The 20,696-nt window shown below is 55.8% G+C and carries 20 protein-coding genes; 14 read left to right on the forward strand and 6 right to left on the reverse strand.

The features are described from left to right. Positions 1–20 precede the first annotated feature (20 nt). The 10 genes from MKleb_RS13265 (at position 21) to MKleb_RS13310 (ending at position 7,582) form a co-directional block, all read left to right on the forward strand. Positions 21–614 (forward strand): fimbrial protein, encoded by a 594-nt coding sequence (locus tag MKleb_RS13265; RefSeq protein WP_025106306.1) that lies wholly within the window; start codon positions 21–23, stop codon positions 612–614. Beyond that, positions 614–1,141 carry a fimbrial protein gene (locus MKleb_RS13270; protein ID WP_025106307.1) on the forward strand — a complete coding sequence of 176 codons (528 nt, stop codon included), beginning with the start codon at positions 614–616 and terminating at the stop codon, positions 1,139–1,141. Before MKleb_RS13265 ends, MKleb_RS13270 begins: the two co-directional genes overlap by 1 nt. A gap of 184 nt (positions 1,142–1,325) precedes the next feature. Then, on the forward strand, positions 1,326–1,715 hold the full coding sequence (locus MKleb_RS13275) for a hypothetical protein (protein WP_025106308.1): 390 nt from the start codon (positions 1,326–1,328) through the stop codon (positions 1,713–1,715). A 32-nt stretch (positions 1,716–1,747) separates the two neighbouring features. Next, a complete protein-coding gene (locus MKleb_RS13280; RefSeq protein WP_224226507.1) occupies positions 1,748–3,070 on the forward strand; it encodes an FKBP-type peptidyl-prolyl cis-trans isomerase N-terminal domain-containing protein in 1,323 nt (440 codons plus the stop codon). A 136-nt stretch (positions 3,071–3,206) separates the two neighbouring features. Then, the gene (locus MKleb_RS13285) at positions 3,207–4,181 is read left to right on the forward strand and encodes a LuxR C-terminal-related transcriptional regulator (RefSeq protein ID WP_025106310.1); all 975 of its coding nucleotides are present in this window, start codon (positions 3,207–3,209) and stop codon (positions 4,179–4,181) included. A 209-nt stretch (positions 4,182–4,390) separates the two neighbouring features. Beyond that, complete coding sequence (locus tag MKleb_RS13290) at positions 4,391–5,146, forward strand: fimbrial biogenesis chaperone (RefSeq protein WP_025106311.1); 756 nt, start codon at positions 4,391–4,393, stop codon at positions 5,144–5,146. A gap of 1 nt (position 5,147) precedes the next feature. Then, entirely contained in the window at positions 5,148–5,675 is a 528-nt protein-coding gene (locus MKleb_RS13295) for a fimbrial protein (RefSeq protein WP_025106312.1), read from the forward strand. Positions 5,676–5,695: 20 nt separating this feature from the next. Next, complete coding sequence (locus MKleb_RS13300; protein WP_025106313.1) at positions 5,696–6,181, forward strand: fimbrial protein; 486 nt, start codon at positions 5,696–5,698, stop codon at positions 6,179–6,181. Positions 6,182–6,199: 18 nt separating this feature from the next. Then, positions 6,200–6,700 carry a fimbrial protein gene (locus tag MKleb_RS13305; protein WP_025106314.1) on the forward strand — a complete coding sequence of 167 codons (501 nt, stop codon included), beginning with the start codon at positions 6,200–6,202 and terminating at the stop codon, positions 6,698–6,700. Between the two features lie 27 nt (positions 6,701–6,727). After that, positions 6,728–7,582 carry a hypothetical protein gene (locus MKleb_RS13310; protein WP_025106315.1) on the forward strand — a complete coding sequence of 285 codons (855 nt, stop codon included), beginning with the start codon at positions 6,728–6,730 and terminating at the stop codon, positions 7,580–7,582. Positions 7,583–7,641: 59 nt separating this feature from the next. Here the strand turns inward: MKleb_RS13310 and ttrA are convergent, their stop codons facing one another. The 3 genes from ttrA to ttrB are packed head-to-tail and all read right to left on the reverse strand — an operon-like array spanning position 7,642 to position 12,457. Next, positions 7,642–10,713 carry a tetrathionate reductase subunit TtrA gene (gene ttrA, locus MKleb_RS13315; protein WP_217076730.1) on the reverse strand — a complete coding sequence of 1,024 codons (3,072 nt, stop codon included), beginning with the start codon at positions 10,711–10,713 and terminating at the stop codon, positions 7,642–7,644. Next, positions 10,706–11,728: a tetrathionate reductase subunit TtrC gene (gene ttrC, locus MKleb_RS13320; RefSeq protein ID WP_025106317.1), complete on the reverse strand. Its 1,023-nt coding sequence runs from the start codon at positions 11,726–11,728 to the stop codon at positions 10,706–10,708. Before ttrC ends, ttrA begins: the two co-directional genes overlap by 8 nt. Beyond that, positions 11,729–12,457 carry a tetrathionate reductase subunit TtrB gene (gene ttrB / locus MKleb_RS13325; RefSeq protein ID WP_025106318.1) on the reverse strand — a complete coding sequence of 243 codons (729 nt, stop codon included), beginning with the start codon at positions 12,455–12,457 and terminating at the stop codon, positions 11,729–11,731. 177 nt (positions 12,458–12,634) lie between these two features. On the opposite strand from ttrB, the gene ttrS reads away from it, so the two are divergent. From ttrS to MKleb_RS13345, 4 genes are all read left to right on the forward strand, one after another. After that, positions 12,635–14,407, forward strand: a complete 1,773-nt coding sequence (ttrS, locus tag MKleb_RS13330; protein WP_108703464.1) for a tetrathionate respiration histidine kinase TtrS — start codon at positions 12,635–12,637, stop codon at positions 14,405–14,407. Next, a complete protein-coding gene (ttrR, locus tag MKleb_RS13335; RefSeq protein ID WP_025106320.1) occupies positions 14,382–14,969 on the forward strand; it encodes a tetrathionate respiration response regulator TtrR in 588 nt (195 codons plus the stop codon). The genes ttrS and ttrR overlap by 26 nt, the downstream gene beginning before the upstream one ends. A gap of 170 nt (positions 14,970–15,139) precedes the next feature. Next, positions 15,140–16,198: a 7-bladed beta-propeller protein YncE gene (locus MKleb_RS13340; RefSeq protein ID WP_025106321.1), complete on the forward strand. Its 1,059-nt coding sequence runs from the start codon at positions 15,140–15,142 to the stop codon at positions 16,196–16,198. Positions 16,199–16,213: 15 nt separating this feature from the next. Then, complete coding sequence (locus MKleb_RS13345; protein WP_029946888.1) at positions 16,214–18,205, forward strand: TonB-dependent receptor domain-containing protein; 1,992 nt, start codon at positions 16,214–16,216, stop codon at positions 18,203–18,205. 50 nt (positions 18,206–18,255) lie between these two features. Here MKleb_RS13345 and tolA read toward each other — a convergent pair whose 3' ends face one another. From tolA to MKleb_RS13360, 3 genes are all read right to left on the reverse strand, one after another. Then, positions 18,256–18,684: a cell envelope integrity protein TolA gene (tolA, locus tag MKleb_RS13350; RefSeq protein WP_014838514.1), complete on the reverse strand. Its 429-nt coding sequence runs from the start codon at positions 18,682–18,684 to the stop codon at positions 18,256–18,258. Between the two features lie 144 nt (positions 18,685–18,828). After that, the gene (locus MKleb_RS13355; RefSeq protein ID WP_025106323.1) at positions 18,829–19,941 is read right to left on the reverse strand and encodes a M20 family metallopeptidase; all 1,113 of its coding nucleotides are present in this window, start codon (positions 19,939–19,941) and stop codon (positions 18,829–18,831) included. Then, on the reverse strand, positions 19,941–20,696 hold the full coding sequence (locus tag MKleb_RS13360) for a glutamine amidotransferase (protein WP_014838512.1): 756 nt from the start codon (positions 20,694–20,696) through the stop codon (positions 19,941–19,943). Before MKleb_RS13360 ends, MKleb_RS13355 begins: the two co-directional genes overlap by 1 nt.

Here is a 20,696-nt window from a genome sequence, read left to right on the forward strand (position 1 = left end):
CTGAACACAGGAGAAGCCTGATGAAACAAGGATTTGGTCATACCACCCTCATGTTGTGGCTTTTGATGGCTGGAGTCGTTTCCGCGGCGAGCGCCGCTAACTGGGATACCGATGGCCTGAATGGCGGCATTCGCGCAAGCGGAACGCTTGTTGCGTCACCGTGCGCGCTGCTGCCTGAGTCGGCAGAACAAGAGATCGATTTGGGCAGCACCGTTGCCTGGGGACTGGAACGGCCGGGTAGCGTTACGCCATCAGTACTGGTGTACATCAAATTAGATCGTTGCCCGGGAGAATACTCGTTTATGCGCGATCGCCAAATGATGCGCGGCGCCACGATGTTAAACGGACAGTCTGCGGTAAGACTGACTATCTATGGGGAAGCAGAACCGATAGATGACCGCTTTTTCCGGGTGCATGGTGGGGTAGAAGGGGTCGCGTTACGCCTTAGCGACCGACAGGGAGAACTCTTACGACCCGCGATCCAGAGTCGACCGCAGATTCTCTATCCGGGACGCAACGATTTGGTGGTGCAGGCACAGCTATGGCGTCTTCCCGCGCCGCTGATGGCTAATGAATGGCGCAGCGTGGTGAATATCGGCCTGGAGTACGAATAATGAAAAAAAATATCGTGCGCGTACTCAGCCTGGCAAGCTTTCCTCTGCTGCTTTTGCTGGCTGGTGTGTCGGTCACTCATGCCGATACTGACGTTCATTTCTCCGGGAATCTGATTGCCGACCCTTGTGAATTACACGTGGATTCGGAAGATCAGATTGTCGATTTTCGTAACGTGCCTTCTAAGACATTTATGAAATATCCCCGCAGCGAACGCGAGCGTTTTTCAATCTGGTTGACGGAGTGCGATCTCTCGCTGGGCGACACGGTGACCGTAACCTTTATGGGAACTGAGGATAGCGCTCAGCCAGGGCTATTCGCCGTCAGCGGAACGGCGAGTGGTATTGCCATTGCGCTGGAAGATGAGAACGGTACGCCGGTAAAACCCAATGTCCCTATGCGGCCGGCAGCATTGAAGGCGGGAGATACTTTTTTAAATTTTCAGGCCTTTATTTCCGCACCAGTACATCATCTGGTCAGAGAGGGAGATTTTGAATGCGTCACCACTTTTCTTCTGGAATATGATTAAAACCCAGGCTGATGAGTTATTACTGCTTTACGCAAAATGTCAGTTGGTTAACTTTTCTGGGCTGCTATTTATTCATGGATCAAATAACCATTTGAATGTTCTTTATAAGAATCTGCTTGCTACCTGTTGTTTTATTTTCAGGAAAGAAGGCATTAATAAGTCATATACTGGAGTGCATTAAATAATGTTTAAATCAGGATGTATAGCAGCGATCATCGCAGGTACATTTTTAACGGGTTGCGTCGCAAAAAACATTCCGTCACAGGTTACCTCTTCCATGGAATCCGTGGATCCCCCCACGACTTCAGACGGGGAGTTGGATATGGTGCAGTGCGAAAAAGAACTCAGGGCGCTGGAGTCGATTAACCCTATTAAACATGTCGAGCTCAAGTCTCGCTTTGAGCGAGTGATGCTCGGCGCTTCCGGCTATACCAACGTACGAAGTTCCGTTAATCCTGAAACGCGTAATGCCATTGACGCTTTGTATAAGTTTCAGGCGGTAAAATTATGCTCGGAGGTCCGCGCCGAAATGCTCAATAGCCTCGCCGTGAAGCCAACGGGTGAGAATATTTAATGGATCGTAGAGCAGGGAACGTTTTGGTCCTGATGATGGGTATCGTTTTGATTTCATCTTCACGGGCGGATGTGTTGAACTATGCTCGTGAATGGACGTCACGCAATGATGAAAATAAAGCCATTACATCCCCGTCTCAGCCACAAGCGGAGGAAGACAAATCTTCTGCGCCGCGTCAAAAATCTGCTGTACAGCGATCGCTGCCCGGTGAGAAATCTAAAGCTCCGCCTCCGGCGGCAACAAGAAAAAAAAGAGTACCACCGGCTGTTGCCGCCGATAAGCGAATGACATCACCTGCGATTACGCCTTCTAAACCGACGGATAAGCAGGCGCCAACGGTAGCGGAAGACCGGGACAAGTTAGTGGCTGGGGCCAGTAAGAATCCCTCTTTACCCGATCCCCAGATTTTGGGGCGCTGGTTTAAGGCGTTAAGGCAACATGCGTCACTGAGTCCCGCAGAGATTGATTTACGCGAAAATTTCCAGCTATCGCGCAATGAGGTAGAGAGAGTGAAGGCTCAACTCGCTTTGCGACACCGTGAAGTACAGCAGCAGTTCGTTACCCTCCAGGCGGCTTCTGAACAGCTCGCCGCGGCAATGGAGAACAATGGCAAGCAACAACAGGAGCTCCAGGCGCTCACCGTGCGTGCCAATCAGCTGGAAGAGAAAAATGCGCAGTGGCAAGTAGTAACCAGAAAATTGCAATCGAGCCTTAAGCAAGCACAGCATCCCGCACTGCCGGCAACCGACGATGAACTGGCCGATTTTGCCGCAGGGATGGCGATGGGGTTTGACATTTTGGGCGTACTCGAACAGCGGAATGAACAAGATGTTCATGTTGATAAGGCGGCCTTTCTGGCCGGCATTAGCGAAACGATACGCGGCGAACGCCGGTTATCTCAGGAGGAATTTGAGCGCCATCTTAACCGCGCCAATCAGCGAGTCGAGGTTGCGATGCACAAGATCAAGCAGCAAAAGGAAGCGCGGGATAACGCATGGCTGGAGAAATTTCGCCGGGAGGAGGGCATACAAACTGCGGGTGAGCAGGCCTGGTATAAAGTCATCCATGCGGGTGAGCCGCTGTTCGAGGATGAGCACTCTGAAGCGGCGCTAACCATTTCGGTCAATCGCCGTCTGTCAGATGGTACCGTGATTGCGGACACCGATCTGACGGGTCTGGTATTACAGGAAAAGTTGTCCGATCTTCCTGAATGGCTTCAGATTGTGGTGAAGGATATTCGTCTTCATGGTGAAGCAGAGTTAGCCGTTAAGGTTGATGAGTATGGCGATCCTCGAAAATACGGGAATTATATTGAACATTGGCGCATCCGGGTAATTGAATCGCATGCAATGTAAATAATTTCAGTAAAAATTTACGTTACTTTTAAAATATAGCTCGCATGGCCGAGAGAGTGAGTGGGGCATCAATTGTATAATTATTTTAGTGTTTATTTATGTAGAGATATTAATTGTTCGGGAAAGAGGAGAAAATATGATGGATGACACCAGGGGTACCTATTTGCCGGTTTATGTGGCAACTGAGAATAATTATTTTTCTCAGGGGGTGGTCTTTCTCCTTGAGGAGTTATTTGAGGATGAGTTTAGCGGCAATATTACCGTATCCTTAGTCAAAAAATTGCAGGAAGCCGATCTCATTGTGCAAGTGCAATCTCCTGGGGAAAAAGCCTTTGACTGGGTCGATTGTCAACGATTTCGCGCCCACAATGACTATAAATTTAAGCTCCTCAAGAAAAAGTGGTTAAGCGTTTATCCAAGAAGTGAACACTATGATAAAAACTTTCATTGCCCGGTTGTTAGTTCAGTTCTCGCGATGAGGAACTCAGTGGCGACCATCCGGCGCAAACTGTTCATGCTGTTTTTCGCCGATCTCATGTGCGGGCCTCCTGACTTACGTAAACCAAATTGTAATAAATGTCCTGGCCCCTACCAGTTGACATGGCGTGAACAGCTAATGCTAGGCTATTTGAGCCAGGGCTTAGGCCACGATGAAATTTCTCGCAAAATGGGCTGTAGTATTAAGGCGCTCAGTGGCTATCGACGCTCGATTATGCGGAAAGTCAATATCACCAGATACAGTGATTTCGTTTCGTGGCTGGGTACCAAATCGGTTTCTGATAAATATGCTGAGGTTGTTAATAATCACGAACGTGATGCGGATGAAGATCAGCTAATATGGAAAACCACGTTGTCCGGTGATATGGAGAGACAGCTCGATGATAAAGAGCGAGCTTTACAAAGTATAAAACGCTTGACCAAAAAACGGTTACGAAAAAGCGAACTGGATGATGAGGTATGGCTGACAACGCGAGAAATAGCCAATGAGATGGATATCAGTATCTACAGCATGCGTTATTTATTATGCCAGATGGAATCAAACGGTAAAGTGATCAGTATCAAAACCGGAAAAGGGAGAAGTCATACTCTCCGCTGGAAGCTGGCAAGTTAATTCTTGTCCAGGACAACTGTCTCGGCTAATAAGCAGGGACGAAAATGAATATTAATAATGGGTGGGGTGCAAATTTAGGAATGTTCATCATGCCATTTCTGAAAATGGATCTCCCCCTTAAAAACGCATATGTACAGATAGACATAAAATGTAAATTATCTGCTAGATGAAATAACTCTGGTCCTGTAAGTGATACGACAGGTGAAAGTATGAAACTTAAATTAACGTCTTTTCTGGGTATTCTACTGTTTACCGGAAGCCAGCATTCAGCTCAGGCTGCATTATCTGTGGAACGCTCCCGGGTTATTTTCAATGAAGGGGACAAATCTGTCGGATTGAGCGTGAAAAATAATAATACGCAGGATCCCTATCTCGCCCAGGGGTGGATGGAAAACGAGAAAGAAGAAAAAATAAACGGCCCTCTGATGATTTTACCGCCCGTACAGCGTATTGAGCCCGACGGTAGAACGATGATCAGGGTACAGCAGGTTGCGGATGCCTCTTCACTGCCCAACGACAGAGAAAGCGTATTCTGGCTTAACTTACGCGAGATCCCGCCAAAATCCGACAAGCCTAACGTTCTGATGCTGGCTATGCAGACGCGAATGAAAGTGTTCTGGCGACCAAAGGGGATTAAGGTGGATCCCCTGCTTGATGCGGTGCCCGGCGTAGAAACGCTGACCCTCGCTCGTAAGGGGGACCGCTATGAGGTTAATAATCCGACACCGTACCATTTTTCATTTGTTGAAGCGCGTGACAGCCTGAACGGAAAAGCGCTGGACGATTTCGAGCCCGTGATGGTTTCTCCAAAAGATAAAGCGGCGCTGACGCTACCCACCTTGCGGTTGGGAAATAATCCAACGCTGATGTTTATTAATGATTATGGCAGCGCGCGATTATTACCGTTTACCTGCACCGGGACGCTGTGCCGGGCGGGAAAAGTGGCACTACCAAAGGAAGGCTGATATGACGCGCCAACACTCAATAACATCCCGAGCGTATCTGATGATGGCTGGAGCCTTACTGCTTTTTTCCGGCGGACAGGCGAAGGCCGCTGAAGGAGATACCACCACTATCACCGTCAACGGCACCCTGATCGATGGGCCGCAGTGCGTTATTGACGGTAACAACACCGTAGACGTGAAGTTTGGTGATGATCTGATTACTCGTCTGGTAGACGGAGTGAATTATAAGAAAGAGATTCAATATGGCCTCACCTGTACTGGCCTGAACAGTAATGCCCTCAAACTGACGATTCGAGGGTCTCTGGCGAGTTTTGGCAGCGGTCTTTTGTTGACCAGTAAAGGGGGCCTGGGCATACGGCTGTACAGCGGAAGTGCCGGCACCACGCTCATGACTCCCGGCAATTATGTCAACTTCAATGGCACAGCCAATAAACCCAGGCTGTGGGCCGTACCCGTGGCTCAGAATAACGCCACGCTTACCGCAGGTCCGTTTTTCGGCACAGGCACCATGGTCATTGACTACCAGTGACGCGAGAGGAGAGAGACATAGTGACCCCCATAAATCTGCGTGGCCTGGTGCTTCCCCTTACGTTGTGCTTTGGCACCAGCGCGCTGGCCGACGCAACGGTTAACTTTAGCGGCACCTTAATAGAAGCGCCTCCGTGCGTGGTACATAACAATAACGTTATCACCGTCAACTTTGGCAACGAGGTGATGACCACCCGTATCGACGGGACGCAATACCGGAAGCTGATTGATTTCGATTTAGATTGCTCCATGGCGGTATCGTCAAAACAGAAAGTGCGCATAACGGGGACAGCGGCAAGCTTTGACAGCACGGCGCTGGCGGGAGGTCAAAGCGGGCTGGGCATCGCCCTGTACAATGGTGATACCCGCCTTAACGTTGGCACCTGGCTAAATTTCACCGACCCCAATATCCCCAAGCTTTACGCCGCCCCCATCAAACAAAGCGGAGTGACTCTGAGCGGTGGGCCGTTCAGGGTCATGGCTTCGCTTGTCGTGGAGTATCAGTAAATGGCGCAGGGAAACAACATGATGAAATTGAGCGGATATGCCCCCTTGCTGTTGGTCGGCCTGATGATGACGTCATCTCTTCAGGCGGCAGACCCGGAAAACCTCGAGTTTATCGGCACTCTGGTGACGCCACCGGCTTGCTCAATAAGCGAAGGCGGCCCTGTGTATGTGGATTTCGGTGATGTCCGAATAAAAAAAATCGTGGAGGGAAAATACCGTGAAACCGTTCCACTAACCCTGAAATGTGAAGACAGCACCCTTGCATGGCAGCTGCGGCTTAGCGTACGCGGTAACGCGGCCGGGTTTGATGCCGACAATGCCACCGTGGTGACCCCTGAGCAGGCCAATCTTGGCGTGAAAATCTACCAGAACGGCCAGCCGTTTAAGCTGGGCGAGGCCATCAACATCAATAGCGTGACGCTGCCGAGTATTGAAGCTCTCCTTGTTCAGCGCAACGGGGTGGAGTTGGTGGAAGGATTATTTAGCGCCACCGCAACCCTGCGGGCCGAATACCAGTAACGCTATTTTATGCACAGGAGAGTGCAGGTGAAGAAAAAGCTATTTCAGGCAGTCTTAGCGGCAGCCATGATCGTGCCGGTTTCTGTACCCGTGTACGGTGAAAACTATCGGTGGAAAACGGTCACCGCAGTAAGGTTGGTCCCTTTCGGTACGGGTACTGAGTGGATTATCACCACAGGTGATATTACCGTGAGTTCAGGTAGCGTCAGCCTGGATACACCAGCGAACTTAGGCAGTAATGGCGGGCTTTTGGTTGCAAACGCGCTGACTGCGAATGGCGACTTTTGGGGGACATCGGATGTTGCCACGAGTTATCCTCCGCCCGGCGTCCCGTATAAGGGAACCTGGCGAGAAGTGCTTAACGCGAGCGTCGATAGCGTCAGAAATCAAATTTCCATCCGAAATTACAGTGTCGTGGGAGGCTCTTCCACCGTCTGCTTTGGATACACGCTTCGTGAAGCTAATGGTAACTTTAATTTTTCCGACCTTGTTTATCCGCCGGGAGCCGGTAGCGGTATAAACTGCATGACGGCGCCACCGCTAAACGAGTGGTGCGCCATGTCTGTGCCTCAGGTAACGCTAAGTTTCGGTACGCTAATGCTTGACCAGGCGGCGGGCAAAACGGCTGATAGTACGGTGGGCGTTTCCTGCACGTCTTCCTCGGTTAGCTATGTGTTAAAGCTACAAACAGGCAATACCTATATCCCGCTCAGCAACGGCATGCGTGCCAATCTGGGACTTGGGGCAGCTAACTCAGCGCCGGGTAATACCACCTACTCCGGCTCTCAGTCCTCGCTACGGTTAAGAGGAACGCTGGCTGGGACGCCCACCTCGACCGGCGCCTTCAACGGAACCGGCGTGATGATGGTGGTTTATAACTAATCATGGCCGCCTCGATACCGGTACGCTAAGGAGCACAACCCTGTACGTACCGAAGCGGTCTACACCCGCTCAATCCTTGCCGGCAGCCCCTGACGCACCGCCGCGCCGGAGACCCAGTCCAGCCAGGTATTGCTCACCTCGCGGGTTGGGTCGGCAAATCCCAAATCGTTAAGGTTAATGCCGGCTTTAATCTGCGCCGCGAACGGCATGGGCTCACCGTCGAGGATGTGCCGCGCCGCGCCCATTTCGCGATGCCCGTAGCCGTGTTCAATCGCGATGACGCCGGGCATCACGCCACTTAACAGGCTAATGACGGCTTCAGCCTGGCCGCCGGGCGTGGAAATTCGTACGCGGTCGCCGTGCGCCAGGCCGTAGCGCTGGCCGTCCAGCGGATTCAGCGCCACCAGATTGGTCGGCTTAAGGTGATGCAGGCGCGGGATCACCGTCGAGGCGCTGGCCATGGTATTGGATTTAAACGAGATCAGCTTCAGCGGCCACTGCTGTCGCGGGAAAAGCGCTTCGACAGCGCGTCCGTCGGACAATCTGGCCGGATACCATGCCGGGCAGCCGCTGTAGCGCTCGCCGGTGATGGCGTGGCGGTGGGCGGCAACCTCCGCGTTCCATATTTGCAGCGGTTTTTCCCACAATTGACCGACGCGATTCTCCGCTCGACCGCTTGTGTCCGGCGCGAAGCGCCCGCCGCGGGAGTAGACAAAGGCTACCCGGCTCACTTCGTCCGCTTTCAGGGTCTGGTTGATAACCGGCAGAATACGCTGCACCCCGGTCAGCGTCAGATCCTCGCTAATGGCTTCGGCAACCGGCGCGTTACCCAGAAACGCAATGTTCGCGGCCATGCGCAGGTAATAGTCCTCAGCCCGGTGGAGTGGATAGCGGTTACCCTGAGCATCGGTAATGGCGTTTTCGCCAAATCCGGGCAGATTAAGACGCTTCGCCACCGCAATGCAAAATGCTTCCATTGACGCTGGCTCACCGTCAGCGGTTTTTGCGGTGGCGGCAGGGACGACCGGCCAGCGGGCGGTGGTGGCCTTACTGGCGACGCCGGCCCACGGCGCGCTGAATCCCCAGCTTTCGAAATTATGCGTATCCGGAACGATATAGTCGGCCAGAGCGGTGGTTTCATTCATAAAGGCGTCAATGGCGATAAACAGCGGCAGCCGCTGCGGATCCTTTAGTTTCTCTTCCGCAACCGCGCGTAGCCCGGGCACGCCATACAGCGGGTTGGTCATATTGGAAATCCACGCTTTCAGCGGATAGGGGTAGCCTTCGAGCGCCGAGGTCAGCAGCTCGGTCAGCTGTCCGGCGACGAACGGATACCACGGGGCTCTGGCCGGATAGGGGGAGACGCCCGCCGCCGCCTTGCTGCGATACTCTTCGGAGGATTCATACGCGGTTTTGCTGCGCGCGATGCTGAGCCCTTTCGGCTTCACTTTACCGGCAAAGCTCTCCAGGTTGTAACGCGGGCCGTCTGTCGCGCCGTTGAATTTGCCGCCGCCGACAAACACGCCGCCTTCCAGGCTGAGATTACCGATTAGCGCATTAAGCATCATGACCGCCCAGGCGCTGTAAAATCCGTTGCCGGCCATCATGCCGCCATGGGTAATGACCGCGGCTTTACGACCATGACGGGCAAAGGCATCCGCCAGCGCCGCGATCTTATCTTCCGCGACGCCGCACTGCTGGCTGTACTGTGCCAGGGTGAGCTTTTCAGCGGACTCTTTCAGCAGCTGGAAGCCGCTTTTGACCGTCACGCTGAGCCCGTCCGGCAGGGTTAGCGTTAGCTGGCGCGTTACAAAGAGCGCGCCGCGCGGGCAGCCGCTGGCGGCGACAACGTCACCGCTTTCGTTAACCACCACCGGTTCACTGGCGCCCTCCGCATTCAGGTGAGCAAGGGTTAAATGCTGTCCGGCCAGCTCCGGCTGGTCATCGGTGATGACCAGGTGTGTCGCATTGGTCCAGCTCTTTTCAGCGGCCTGCCGCATCGCCTGCGCGCCCGGTAGCGCCAGGTAATCGGCGTTGTAGCGCCGGTTTTCGATAATCCAGCGAATCATCGCCATTGCCAGCGCCGAATCGCTCCCGGGGATCACCGGCAGCCAGTGCCCGCGATCGTCTGCCATCACCGTGGTGAGCGGCAGCGCCGGCGCGACCACCACATACTGAAAGTCATTGCGCAGGCGGGCGCTGGCGAGCTTCCTGGCCTGGCGTTTAAAGGGGTTGCCTGACTGGGCGGGCGACGTTCCCATAAACAGGGCGAACTCAACGTTATCCCAGTCGGGCTTCACGTGCGGGTTTTTATCCAGATCGCCCATTAAGGCGCCGGAGCCCGCGCGATAGGCCAGCCCGCAGTAGGAACCATGTGCGCCGAAGTTTTTACTGCCGAAGCTGTTCAGCGCAAAACGGCGTAAAAAGGTATCGCGCCCGTCGTCGCTGGTGTTGGTGACCAGTAGCTGGTTGGTTTTTGGGCCGAATCCCGGATGCCGCGGGTCAACGGGGGCGATCGGATCGTGAATCGCGCGCAGACCATCAACGTGCCCCTCGCCAAACAGATCGCCGCCTTCAACCACCTCTTTCACCAGTTGTTCAAAGCTGATGCGCTGCCATTTCCCTTCGCCGCGTTTACCCGCGCGCTTCATCGGCTCAAGGAGCCGCAGCGGGCTATAGAGTCCCTCGAGCTGCGTGGCGCCGCGCGCGCAGGCGGTAGAGCGGGCATCAAGTCCGCTTTCACCCGCCAGCTGCGCCATGGCGGTTGAAAAAGGAATGGAAGAGTCGAGGTGGTGCTCATGAGAAAGCGGGTGATAAGGGTTGCCGGCAATGCGCAGTACCTCGCCTTTCTCGCTATCCACCCGCACCCGAACGCCGCACTGCGTCCAGCAGCCAAAACATTGGGTCATCGAGATAACCTGCCGAGAATTTTGTTGCCAGCCGGTATTTGCATTGGCTTCCGGGATCAGCGCATTAGCGAAAATACGATCGCGGGTCACTTTACCGGATGTACCGCTGAGCAGGCCGTCAAGGGCGCGCTTTGCCACCTCGCGATAGCTCAGGGCGAAAGACGCCAGACCGCCTGCGGCGAGGCCGACTTTGAGCCACTGACGACGGGTTAAATTAGCCATGTTGCCTTCTCCTTGCGAGTCCGTTTACGGTTTCACGGACAATAATGAGCAGCGCAATCCACAGGCCGAAGGTGCCAAGGATAGCGAGCCAGCCGTCGGTACCGACCGGCAGGGTATAGGGATTAAACTGGGCATTAAATTTGGGGATGGTTTGCCCCTGAATCAGCAGCGTCCAGCGCATCAGCCAGCTCAGCGCCATGGCGCTGACGGCCAGCAGGGCGCGAACGGGCAGCGTCAGTGGATAACGCAGGGCAAGCGCGCAAAAGATCAATGAAATAAGCCAGCATGCCAGCCAGCCGATCGCGTAATGACGAGCTGAAGGCGAAATGACCAGCCACTGACGAATAGCCGAGCCGGAAAGGGTATCACCGCTGACCCAGATCGCCACGATGACGGCCAGCAGCATAAGCGCTGAGAGCTGCCATATCGCCAACTGCCTTTGGCATTGAAAATCATTGCGTACCGCGACAATCAGCAGGGCGAAAAAGGTTTGCAGCGCGCTAAAGAACATCGCCAGCACAAAGGCGTAGCTGAACCAGACCGGGCGGGCCTGAACCACGGAGACTTCGCGTCCGGTGTAAAGCAGCAGCCCCGTCGCGGTAAGCGCGCTGGCCAGCGCCAGCCATTTTGTGACGCTGTCACTTCTATTGCGCAGCAGACCTAACTGCCGTACCGCAAACCACAGGCCCAGAAAGAGGGTGAATAGCGGCAGAAACAGCGCCCCCCAGGGCATCCACGACCAGGGCGTGGGATAGGCGTAAAAGTGCCAGAAGCGGGCGGTTTGATGCAGGTCCGCCGTCAGCGCCAGCGGCGCGGTAATCGCGCAGGTCAGAGCAATCAGCAGCGTCAGCCGTTCCAGCTTCGCATCGTGTCTTTTGCGCCAGTGAAGCAGGCAGCCAAACAGCGCCGCGCAGGCGGCAATGCCGATGAAAAAGAAATACTGCACCGCCCACGGTAGCCAGCTCACCTCCTGCGGACGGGCCAGCACTTCCTCAATGATCATGGTTTGGCTCATTCATACCTCCTGCCAGAGCGCGGGTTGGGCATGTCCCATCAGCGGGGTAACAAATGCCTCGTCCAGTCCGAGATAGAAAACGTGGGGGACGGTACCGTTTTCCGGCTTCAGCACCTTGATGGCGTCATGGTGCAGGGCGAGCGTCTGCGAGATACGGCTTTGACGGTCCTGGATATCGCCGACGATCCGCGCGCCGCCGACGCAGGACTCGACGCAGGCGGGGAGCAGCCCGGCTTCCAGGCGATGAACGCAGAAGGTGCACTTATCGGCGGTTTGTGTCTCATGGTTGATAAAACGCGCGTCATAGGGGCAGGCCTGGACGCAGTAGGCGCAGCCGACGCAGCGGGTGTTATCCACCACCACAATGCCATCCTGGCGCTGAAAGGTGGCCTGCACCGGGCAGACCGGCACGCAGGGCGGGTTATCACAATGGTTGCACAGCCGCGGTAGCAGGACGTTGGTGACCCGATCGCCCAACTGCACCTGATACTGATTGACGTGAGTACGAAACGCCCCCTGCGGCGTCTGATTTTCGATTGCGCAACTGACGGTGCAGGCCTGGCAGCCGATGCAGCGTCGCAGGTCAACCAGCATGGCATAGCGATGACCGGAGGCGCCTTCGCGGCGGGCCGGCGAAAAGGGAAATTTCGCCTCCGCCAGCGGCACCAGAGACGCGCCGGCGGTGAGAACGCCCAGCTGCGCCAGAAACTGTCGTTTACTGCTGTCCATATTTTTCCCTCGCGCAGCAATAACTAAACATTTGTCACGTCATTGTTTTGCATGTGATGAATAAGCAATGTTGATGATTTACAGTGTAAAAATCGCGGCGGGGTCAGCTCTATTGTGGTTAACCACATACCCGGCGGGTTGTTGATCTAAAACAACATAATGAACAGGGATAATCGGGTGAGAGCGAAAAATGTGCAGCGTCTGGCGCTGCTGGTGACGGCGTTCCTGCTGAACAGCAGCGGGTGGGCGGCGTCGTGGAATATCGGCGTTCTGGCCATGCGCGGCGAGGTCTTAACCCGCAGCCACTGGCAGCCGCTGGAGGTGATGCTCAATCAGCAGCTTACGGCTCAGCAGTTCCATATTCAGCCGCTCGATCTGCAGCAGATGCAGGAGGCGGTCAATAACGGCTCGGTGCAGTTTGTGGTGACCAATCCGGCGCAGTTTGTCCAGCTGAATAGTCATTCTTCGCTGCGCTGGCTGGCCTCTTTGCGCTCTTCACTCGGGACAAGCAACGTTATCGGCAGCGTCATTTTGACTCGTCGCGACAGCGGTATTTCGTCGCCGGCCGACCTGATCGGCAAAACGGTAGGGGCCATCGATCCTCAGGCCTTCGGCGGCTATTTATTGGGATACAAGGTGCTGAGCGATGCCGGGCTGCGGCCGGAACGCGATCTGCATCTGCGTTTTAGCGGATTCCCCGCGGATGCGCTGATCTATCTGCTGCGTGAACGGGCAGTGCAGGCGGCGATTGTTCCGGTGTGCCTGCTGGAAAAAATGGCTGATGAGGGACTGGTAAATAAAGCCGATTTTACCGCGGTCATCGAGGGGCCGGCGGCGATACCTTGTTTAACCAGTACCCCGCTGTATCCCGACTGGTCGTTTGCCGCGCTGCCGGCGGTGAGCGACGCGCTGGCGGATCGCGTGACCCGCGCCTTGCTCAATGCCCCGGATAACGCCGTCTTTCACTGGGGCGCGCCCGCTTCGACCCGTCAGGTGGAAGCGTTGCTGAGCGAAGTTCAACAGCACCCTCAGCAGCGACGGCTGTGGCTGGAGGTGAAAAACTGGCTTATCCAGCACCGGTTAATCATGGGCGGCATCGGGCTGGCGCTGCTGTTGCTGACGCTGAATTATATCTGGGTGATGCTGCTGGTGCGGCGGCGCGGCAGGCAGCTTGAACGCAACGCTATCCGGCTGCGTGAGCAGGAGCTGGCGCTGCAAACGGCAAGACAGATGAGCGTATTGGGTGAGATGACCTCAGGCTTTGCCCACGAGTTAAATCAGCCGCTGTCGGCCATCCGCCACTATGCGCAGGGTTGTACGATCCGTTTGCAGAAACAGGATTCGCAGCATCCCTTACTGCCCGCGCTGGGCCACATCGATCAACAGGCTCAGCGCGGGGCGGAAACGCTGCGCAATCTGCGCCATTGGGTCAGCCAGGCGCACGGGGAGCCAGGACGAGCGGAGAACTGGGAACGTATCAGCGTTCGTCAGGCTATTGACCATGTCTGGCAGTGGCTGCGAATGCCGCAGCAGTTTCCCGGGCTGTTGCTCAACAGCGATGTCGATCGCCCGTTAACGCTCGTCTTACCGCCGGTTCTGCTTGAACAGGTGCTGGCGAATCTGATCCTCAATGCGGCGCAGGCCGGGGCGAAGATGCTGTGGATTGATGCCGTTCGCGATGCCGGAGGCGTGAAGATCGTCCTGCAGGATAACGGCGGTGGTATCGCCGGGGCGCAGCTTGCTCAGGCATTCCAGCCGTTTGTGACCAGTCGACAAGAGGGGATGGGGCTTGGGCTGGTTATCTGTCAGCGGCTGGTCCGCTATGTCCGGGGGGAAATAAGCCTGGCAAATCAAACGGCGCCCGATGGACGACCCGGTGTCACCGTGGAACTGACATTCATGCAACAAGGAGCGCGGAGCGGCAATGGCGATAATTCATCTACTGGATGACGACCTGGCGGTGACCCAGGCATGTGCTTTTTTACTGGAAAGCCTGGGTTACGAGATAATGTGCTGGGCAGAGGGGGACGTCTTCCTCGCGCAGGCCGATCTCTTCCGGACCGGCGTTGTCCTGCTGGATATGCGGATGCCGGCGCTGGACGGTCAGGCAGTACATGAGGCGCTGCGTCAGCTCGGCAGCACCCTGGCGGTGGTTTTTCTGACCGGACATGGCGACGTACCTATGGCGGTAGAACAGATGAAACGCGGCGCGGTGGATTTTCTGCAAAAGCCGGTGTCGGTGAAGCCGCTACAAACGGCGCTGGAACACGGCCTGGCGGCCTCAGGCGAGCGGTTTGCGCGGCAAAAGAACGTGGACTGCTATCAGCAGCTAACGCCCAAAGAGCGGGAGCTTGCGCTGCTGGTGGTGAAAGGGCTGATGAATCGGGAGATTGCGGAGATAATGAACATTGCCGTACGCACGGTGGAGGTCCATCGGGCGAGGGTGATGGAAAAGATGCAGGCGGGGAGTCTGGCGGAGTTAGTCAGCATCTTACAGCCGGTTATCGCGTGATTTTAATGATTCCGATGAATGAAGCGTGGCGAACTCCCGGCGGGAACAAAAAACGGCGGTTAATATCAGAACACAAAAATTGGTAGGGAAGATGGAGATGAATGCAATTGCAAATGATATTTATTTTCATTAGTGTTTGCATTCCGTAAGCTACTGTAAAGAAAAATTACATGTCTACCGCATCCCTGAAGCAGGCCGCGCGCCTCGCGCTGGTCATTTCGTTTTCCCTGCATGCTCTCTCCGCCTCGGCTAAGGATTTCACCGAGCGGGACTTCCGCGCTCAGGCTCTCGGCCACGGCGTTTACGAGCTGGCCTATGATAACGGCCAGAAGACGCTCTACGCTGCCTCCGCGCCCTCGTTTGATAAAGATAAAACCGCGGGACTGGTCTTTCGACTGGCGGCGGATTCTCTGCGGATTGATGAGAAAATCGTTACCGAACGCCGCGCCTTCGCGCTCTCCCTGGATGAAGAAAATCACATCCTGTATTTGGGTAACGCGCTGGATGGCTCGCTAACGCTTCTGGATACGCTGACCAATAAGGTGATTAACACTATTCAGCTCAGCGATGATTCAGATCCTGCGAAACAGGCCCACGTCCGCGAAGTGGTGCTGGATAAGCTAAACCAGCGTTTGTATGTGTCAGGGATCGGGCGCAAAGGCCAGGGCCTGCTCTGGGTGGTCGATACCCGCAAGCAGCAGCTGATTGACACGCTGAACAACATCGACCCCGTAGGGTTTGCCGTTGATGCATCGGGCGAAAAAGTCTATGCGGTCACCGGCAACGGGGAGTTGGCTACCCTTGACGGCAAAACGTCGACGTTAATTTCCCGCGTGAAGGTCGATCCGGCTGACGCTGAGCACTATTTCCTCAATATCGCCCTGAACAGCGCCGCCGGAGTCGGATATATCGCCGATACCAACACCCGTGATGTGCTGGTGGTGCGGCTGGACTCCGGCAAGCTGGTCGATCGTATCGCTTCGCCAAACTCGGTCGCTGTGCTCTATAACGCCAAGCGTGAAGAAATCTACGTGACCCATCGCAACGATCGCTCGATTAGCGTCATCGATGCGCGAACCCATCGTCTCAAGCACACCCTCAAAACGGCGGCGATGCCCAACAGCCTGGTCCTTTCTGCGGATGGCGGAACGCTTTACGCCAGCGTCAAACAGGACGAAAAAAGCGATCGGCCTGACTACGTTCTCAAGATCGATCTCACTCAATTCTAAGGACTTTTTGTGGCGATGAAGACACGCATAGACGTGGCGATGGCGCTCGCCTTCGTCAATCTGCCCGCGGCAGCCTACGCCGCTGATGGCGCAGGGATAAATGAAGAACAGATGGTAGTGACCGCCACGGGATTCAGCCAGGAGAGGCGCGAGGCGCCGGCGACGATCTCGGTGCTCGATGAGAAGGCGCTGAATACCCGTTCCAATCAGAACGTCACGGAAGCGTTGCGCGAGATGCCGGGCGTGCTGGTGGGCAACGGCCACGGCAGCCTGGCGACCGGCGATGTACAGATGCGCGGTATGGATTCGACCTATACCTCGTTTATGGTGAACGGTATCAAGCAGTCTACCCGCGAATCGCGACCTTATGGGCATCACATTGGGTCTGAAGCCGCTTTTATGCCGCCGCTGGCCGCCATTGAGCGGGTGGAGGTGATTCGCGGGCCTATGTCATCGCTGTACGGCTCTGACGCTATCGGCGGTGTGGTCAACGTCATCACCAAAAAGGCGTATAACCTCGAAAAATGGACGGGGGTGCTGGAGGATAATTACTTCCTGCAGGAGAAAAGCGAATACGGCAATACTAACCAGACAAACGCCTTCTTTATGGGGCCCGTCGTACCGGGCAAACTCGGCGTCAGCGTGGGGGCTGACTATCTTGACCGTCGCGATGATGACAGCCCGACCCAAGAACGTTTTGTTAAGCATCAGGCGGGGAATCTGGACGCCACAATTTCTCTTTCGCCAACCGATACCCAGCTCTGGGATCTGAACGCCGCCAAAGGCAATCAGGAGAAAACCCATAACGATAAAGCGTGGTACTGGGGCTTTGACCGCGATGCGGTCTCGCTGTCACAGCATGCCTGGTACGGTGATGACCTGGTGGAGGTGAAGAACTTTATCAGCTACGAAAAGGCCCGCACGGAGTACCGCGTGCCCGGCATGGACTCGCAGTTTATCAAGCAGAATAATTTTGAGGCCAATAGCGCGAACACCTTTACGCTGGCCGATCACAAGCTGACGCTAGGCGTAAACTTCACGCGCAATGAGCTGAATGACACCTTTGGTATTGCGGACAAGCAGGCGCCCGGCGTCACCCCGGTGAGTAAAATCACCCGTCACGGCTGGGCGGTTTTTGCTGAAGACGCGTGGATGATTGTACCGGACTTCACGTTGACCACCTCTGCGCGCCTGGATCATGACAGCTATTTTGGCTATCACGTTACGCCTAAGCTCTACGGCAACTGGACCATTGACGAAAGCTGGGCGCTGAAAGGTGGCGTATCCGCCGGCTATAAAAAACCGGACCTGCGCCAGAACAACGCCGGCTTTACCAGCGTCTACGGCGCTTATCCCTATTCTGAGATTGGTATCGGCAACGACGATCTCAAACCGGAGCAGAGCATCAACACCGAGCTGGGCGTGTACTGGCAGCAGGATGCGCTGGCGCTCGACGCCACGCTTTTTCATACCAAATTTAAAGACAAAATCAGCGACCATACCATCTGTACCGCCTCGGCTACCCGGCAATGCCAATACAACGGCTATACCGCGGATAGCGTGTCGCAATACATTAACGTCGGGGATGCGGAGATCTACGGACTGGAGCTGAACGGCGACTGGCAGGTGACCGCAGCGCTGAAAGCGAACGCCAACTATACCTATACCCACAGTGAACAAAAAAGCGGTGAGTATAAGGGTTATGCGCTAAGCGATTTCCCCAGCAGTATGGCCAACATTTCGCTGACGTGGAACACCGCTTCCGATCTTGAACTGTGGACCAAGGCGAGCTGGCGCAGCAGATCGCCGGATATCGGCAAGTCCAGCTCAACGGATGCCTATGCGCTGGTAGATCTAGGCGTGCGTTATCGCCTGAGTAAGCACGTCACGCTGATGAGCGGTATTTACAATCTGTTTGATGTGAACCCGGTTTACACTACCGCTTACCGGCAGAAGGCGATGCTGGAAGGGCGACGCTATAATTTCGGCGGCCGCGTGGAGTTCTGAAAATCGTGCAGGGGCCGAATAGCCCCTGCGATAAAATGCAAAAAAAGCTCTCAGGGCCTGAAGTCCAGAACCACATGACTGAATGTCTGATAGGTTTTTTCATCTGGCGCGGGCGGAATTTTGGCTTCTTTCAGCGCGGACATTACCGCCGCGCATAACGCCGGATCGCCGCTCTCGACCGCTGGATTATGCACCGTCCCGTCACGCTGTAGCGTTAAGCGCACCGAGCATTTTTGCCCCTGCCAGGACGCCGGCTGGTCTATTTTCGCGAAGATAGCCCTCTGAACCTGCGTCAGATAGCGTGAGACGTTGGCCTGCGGTGATTGATCTGAACCCGTTTGATAATCGCGAAACATCTTATCCACTTCTGCCGATACTTTCGCGTCTTCGGCGCTATCCGGCGCAGAAGCACTACCCGAGCAGGCGGAAAGAAGTAAAGAGAGAGTGCAAATGAGCACCGGGCGGATTTTCACGGACATGGTAATGCCTCCTTGCTGGTGATGATGCGTTTCTGACGCGAGACGGTTATCCTCTGTTATTCCGCGATATTATTCAAACGCCGATCGCCTGGTATGCGCTTTAAAGTGACACTGTCACTCATTCTTTGCCTTCGCCGCGGGCGGCTACGCCATCCAGTCGCGGATAATGTCTCCGTATAGCTGCTCAGCCTCCTCCAGCCGGCTGAGCAGGCAGTACTCGTCGGTCTGATGGGCCATAGACGGCTCGCCGGGACCGAGAATAATACAGGGTGGATCGGCCAATGCAGGCAGCAGCAGCGAGGCGTCGGTAAAGTAGGGCACCACGCGCGGTTCAATCGGCTTAGCGTGCAGCGGCTGGCAGCGCTGATAAACCTGTTTAATCCACGCATGATCCTCCCGGCTCAGTACGGCGGGCAGGTCGACCAGCGTGGATACCGTGACGCTTTCGCCAAGCAGCGTGGTCAAGCGCTGCCGGATAGTGGCGTGCTGTAAATTGGGCGCGCTGCGGATATCGACATCAAAACGCGTGCGGTCCGGCACGGAATTAATATTGAGTCCACCTTCGATGCGTCCGACGTTGAGGGTGGGCTGCTTCATCAGCGGGTGCGCCGCGCCAGGGGAAAAATGCTGAATCTTACCCAGCGCATCCGCCGCAAGATAGATAGCATTTATCCCCAGCTCCGGCATCGCGCCGTGGGCGGTTTTTCCCCGCGTTTCGCAGCGTAGCCAGAGCGCGCCTTTATGGCCGATCGCCGGATAGTTGGCGGTGGGCTCACCGACGATCAGCGCGCCCACGTCCGGCAACGTCGCGGAGGCGATCAGCGCCCGTGCGCCGTCGCAGCCGGTCTCTTCTCCGCCGGTAATCAGCAATACCGCGCCGCGTCCGGCGAGGATCGTTTCCCGCTGATGAACGCAGGCGACGGCAAACGCCGCTATCGCCGCTTTCATATCGCTGGACCCGCGGCCATAAAGACGCCCGTCTTCTATCTGCGAGCCGAAAGGATCGTACTGCCACCGGGCATTTCCCAGCGGCACGGTATCCAGATGACCGGTAAAGGCCAGCGGTTTACCGGTCTTCGCCCCGGGCAGCCTGGCGATAAGATTGCAGCGTCCCTCGCCGAACGACGACAGCGAAACCGCAAAACCGCGATCGTTAAGCCAGTCGGCGAAGAACCGCATGCAGTCTGCTTCGCTGCCCGGCGGGTTGATGGTGTTAAAGCCCAGCAGCTGCCGGGCGAGCTCAAGGGTGGCGGCCATCAGCGACGTTCCGTCAGCCAGTCAAGGCAGTTAATCCACAGCTGGCGATAGCCGGGCCATTGAGCAAACTCTTCCGGCAGCCAGTGTGCCGACATATCGCTGGTCCACACCAGCGAGCGACCCTGCTGATACTCGCGAATGGCCAGCAGCGGATGACCGGTACCGGCGACCGTCGCCAGCAGTTTGCCTTCCGGATGCATTTCTACTTCGTTATAGCCCAGCAGCCACGGCCATTCGCCCGGAATATCGTTGAACAGGGCGTGGGATTCCGTCACTTCGGCATAGCAACCCTCCGGGGTTTCAATGCGATCGTCCCACGCCAGACAGCGGACCGGCAGAACTTTCTCCACCGCGGTATGGCGATAGCGCGCGCCGCCGTTAATCCCCTGGAAGCTGTAATAGCCGCCAATCATCATCAGCGAGCCGCCGCCGGCCACGTAGTCATGCAGCAGCGTCAGACGGTTGGCGGTTCGGCGGCTTTTCAGCCAGGTGTCCGGATGCAGCAGCAGCGTATTGGCGCCAATATCCGAAAGAATAATCGCATCCCACTGCTGCAGCGCTTCCAGCGTCAGCGGAAAGTCTGTCGCCGCCGCGTGGGCGGGCATATAGGTAATGGCGTAGGCACTGTCCGCGAGCGCGGCCAGAAAATCCGTTGCGCCGGTGTGCCAGGTGGCGGTGGCAAACTGGTCGAAGCCTTTAACGTGCGTTGAGGTGCTGGTCCAGGATTCACCGACCAGTAAGATTTTTTTCTGCAT

The sequence above is a fragment of the Klebsiella sp. PL-2018 genome (assembly GCF_019048985.1).
In the GTDB taxonomy this organism is placed as follows: domain Bacteria; phylum Pseudomonadota; class Gammaproteobacteria; order Enterobacterales; family Enterobacteriaceae; genus Klebsiella; species Klebsiella michiganensis.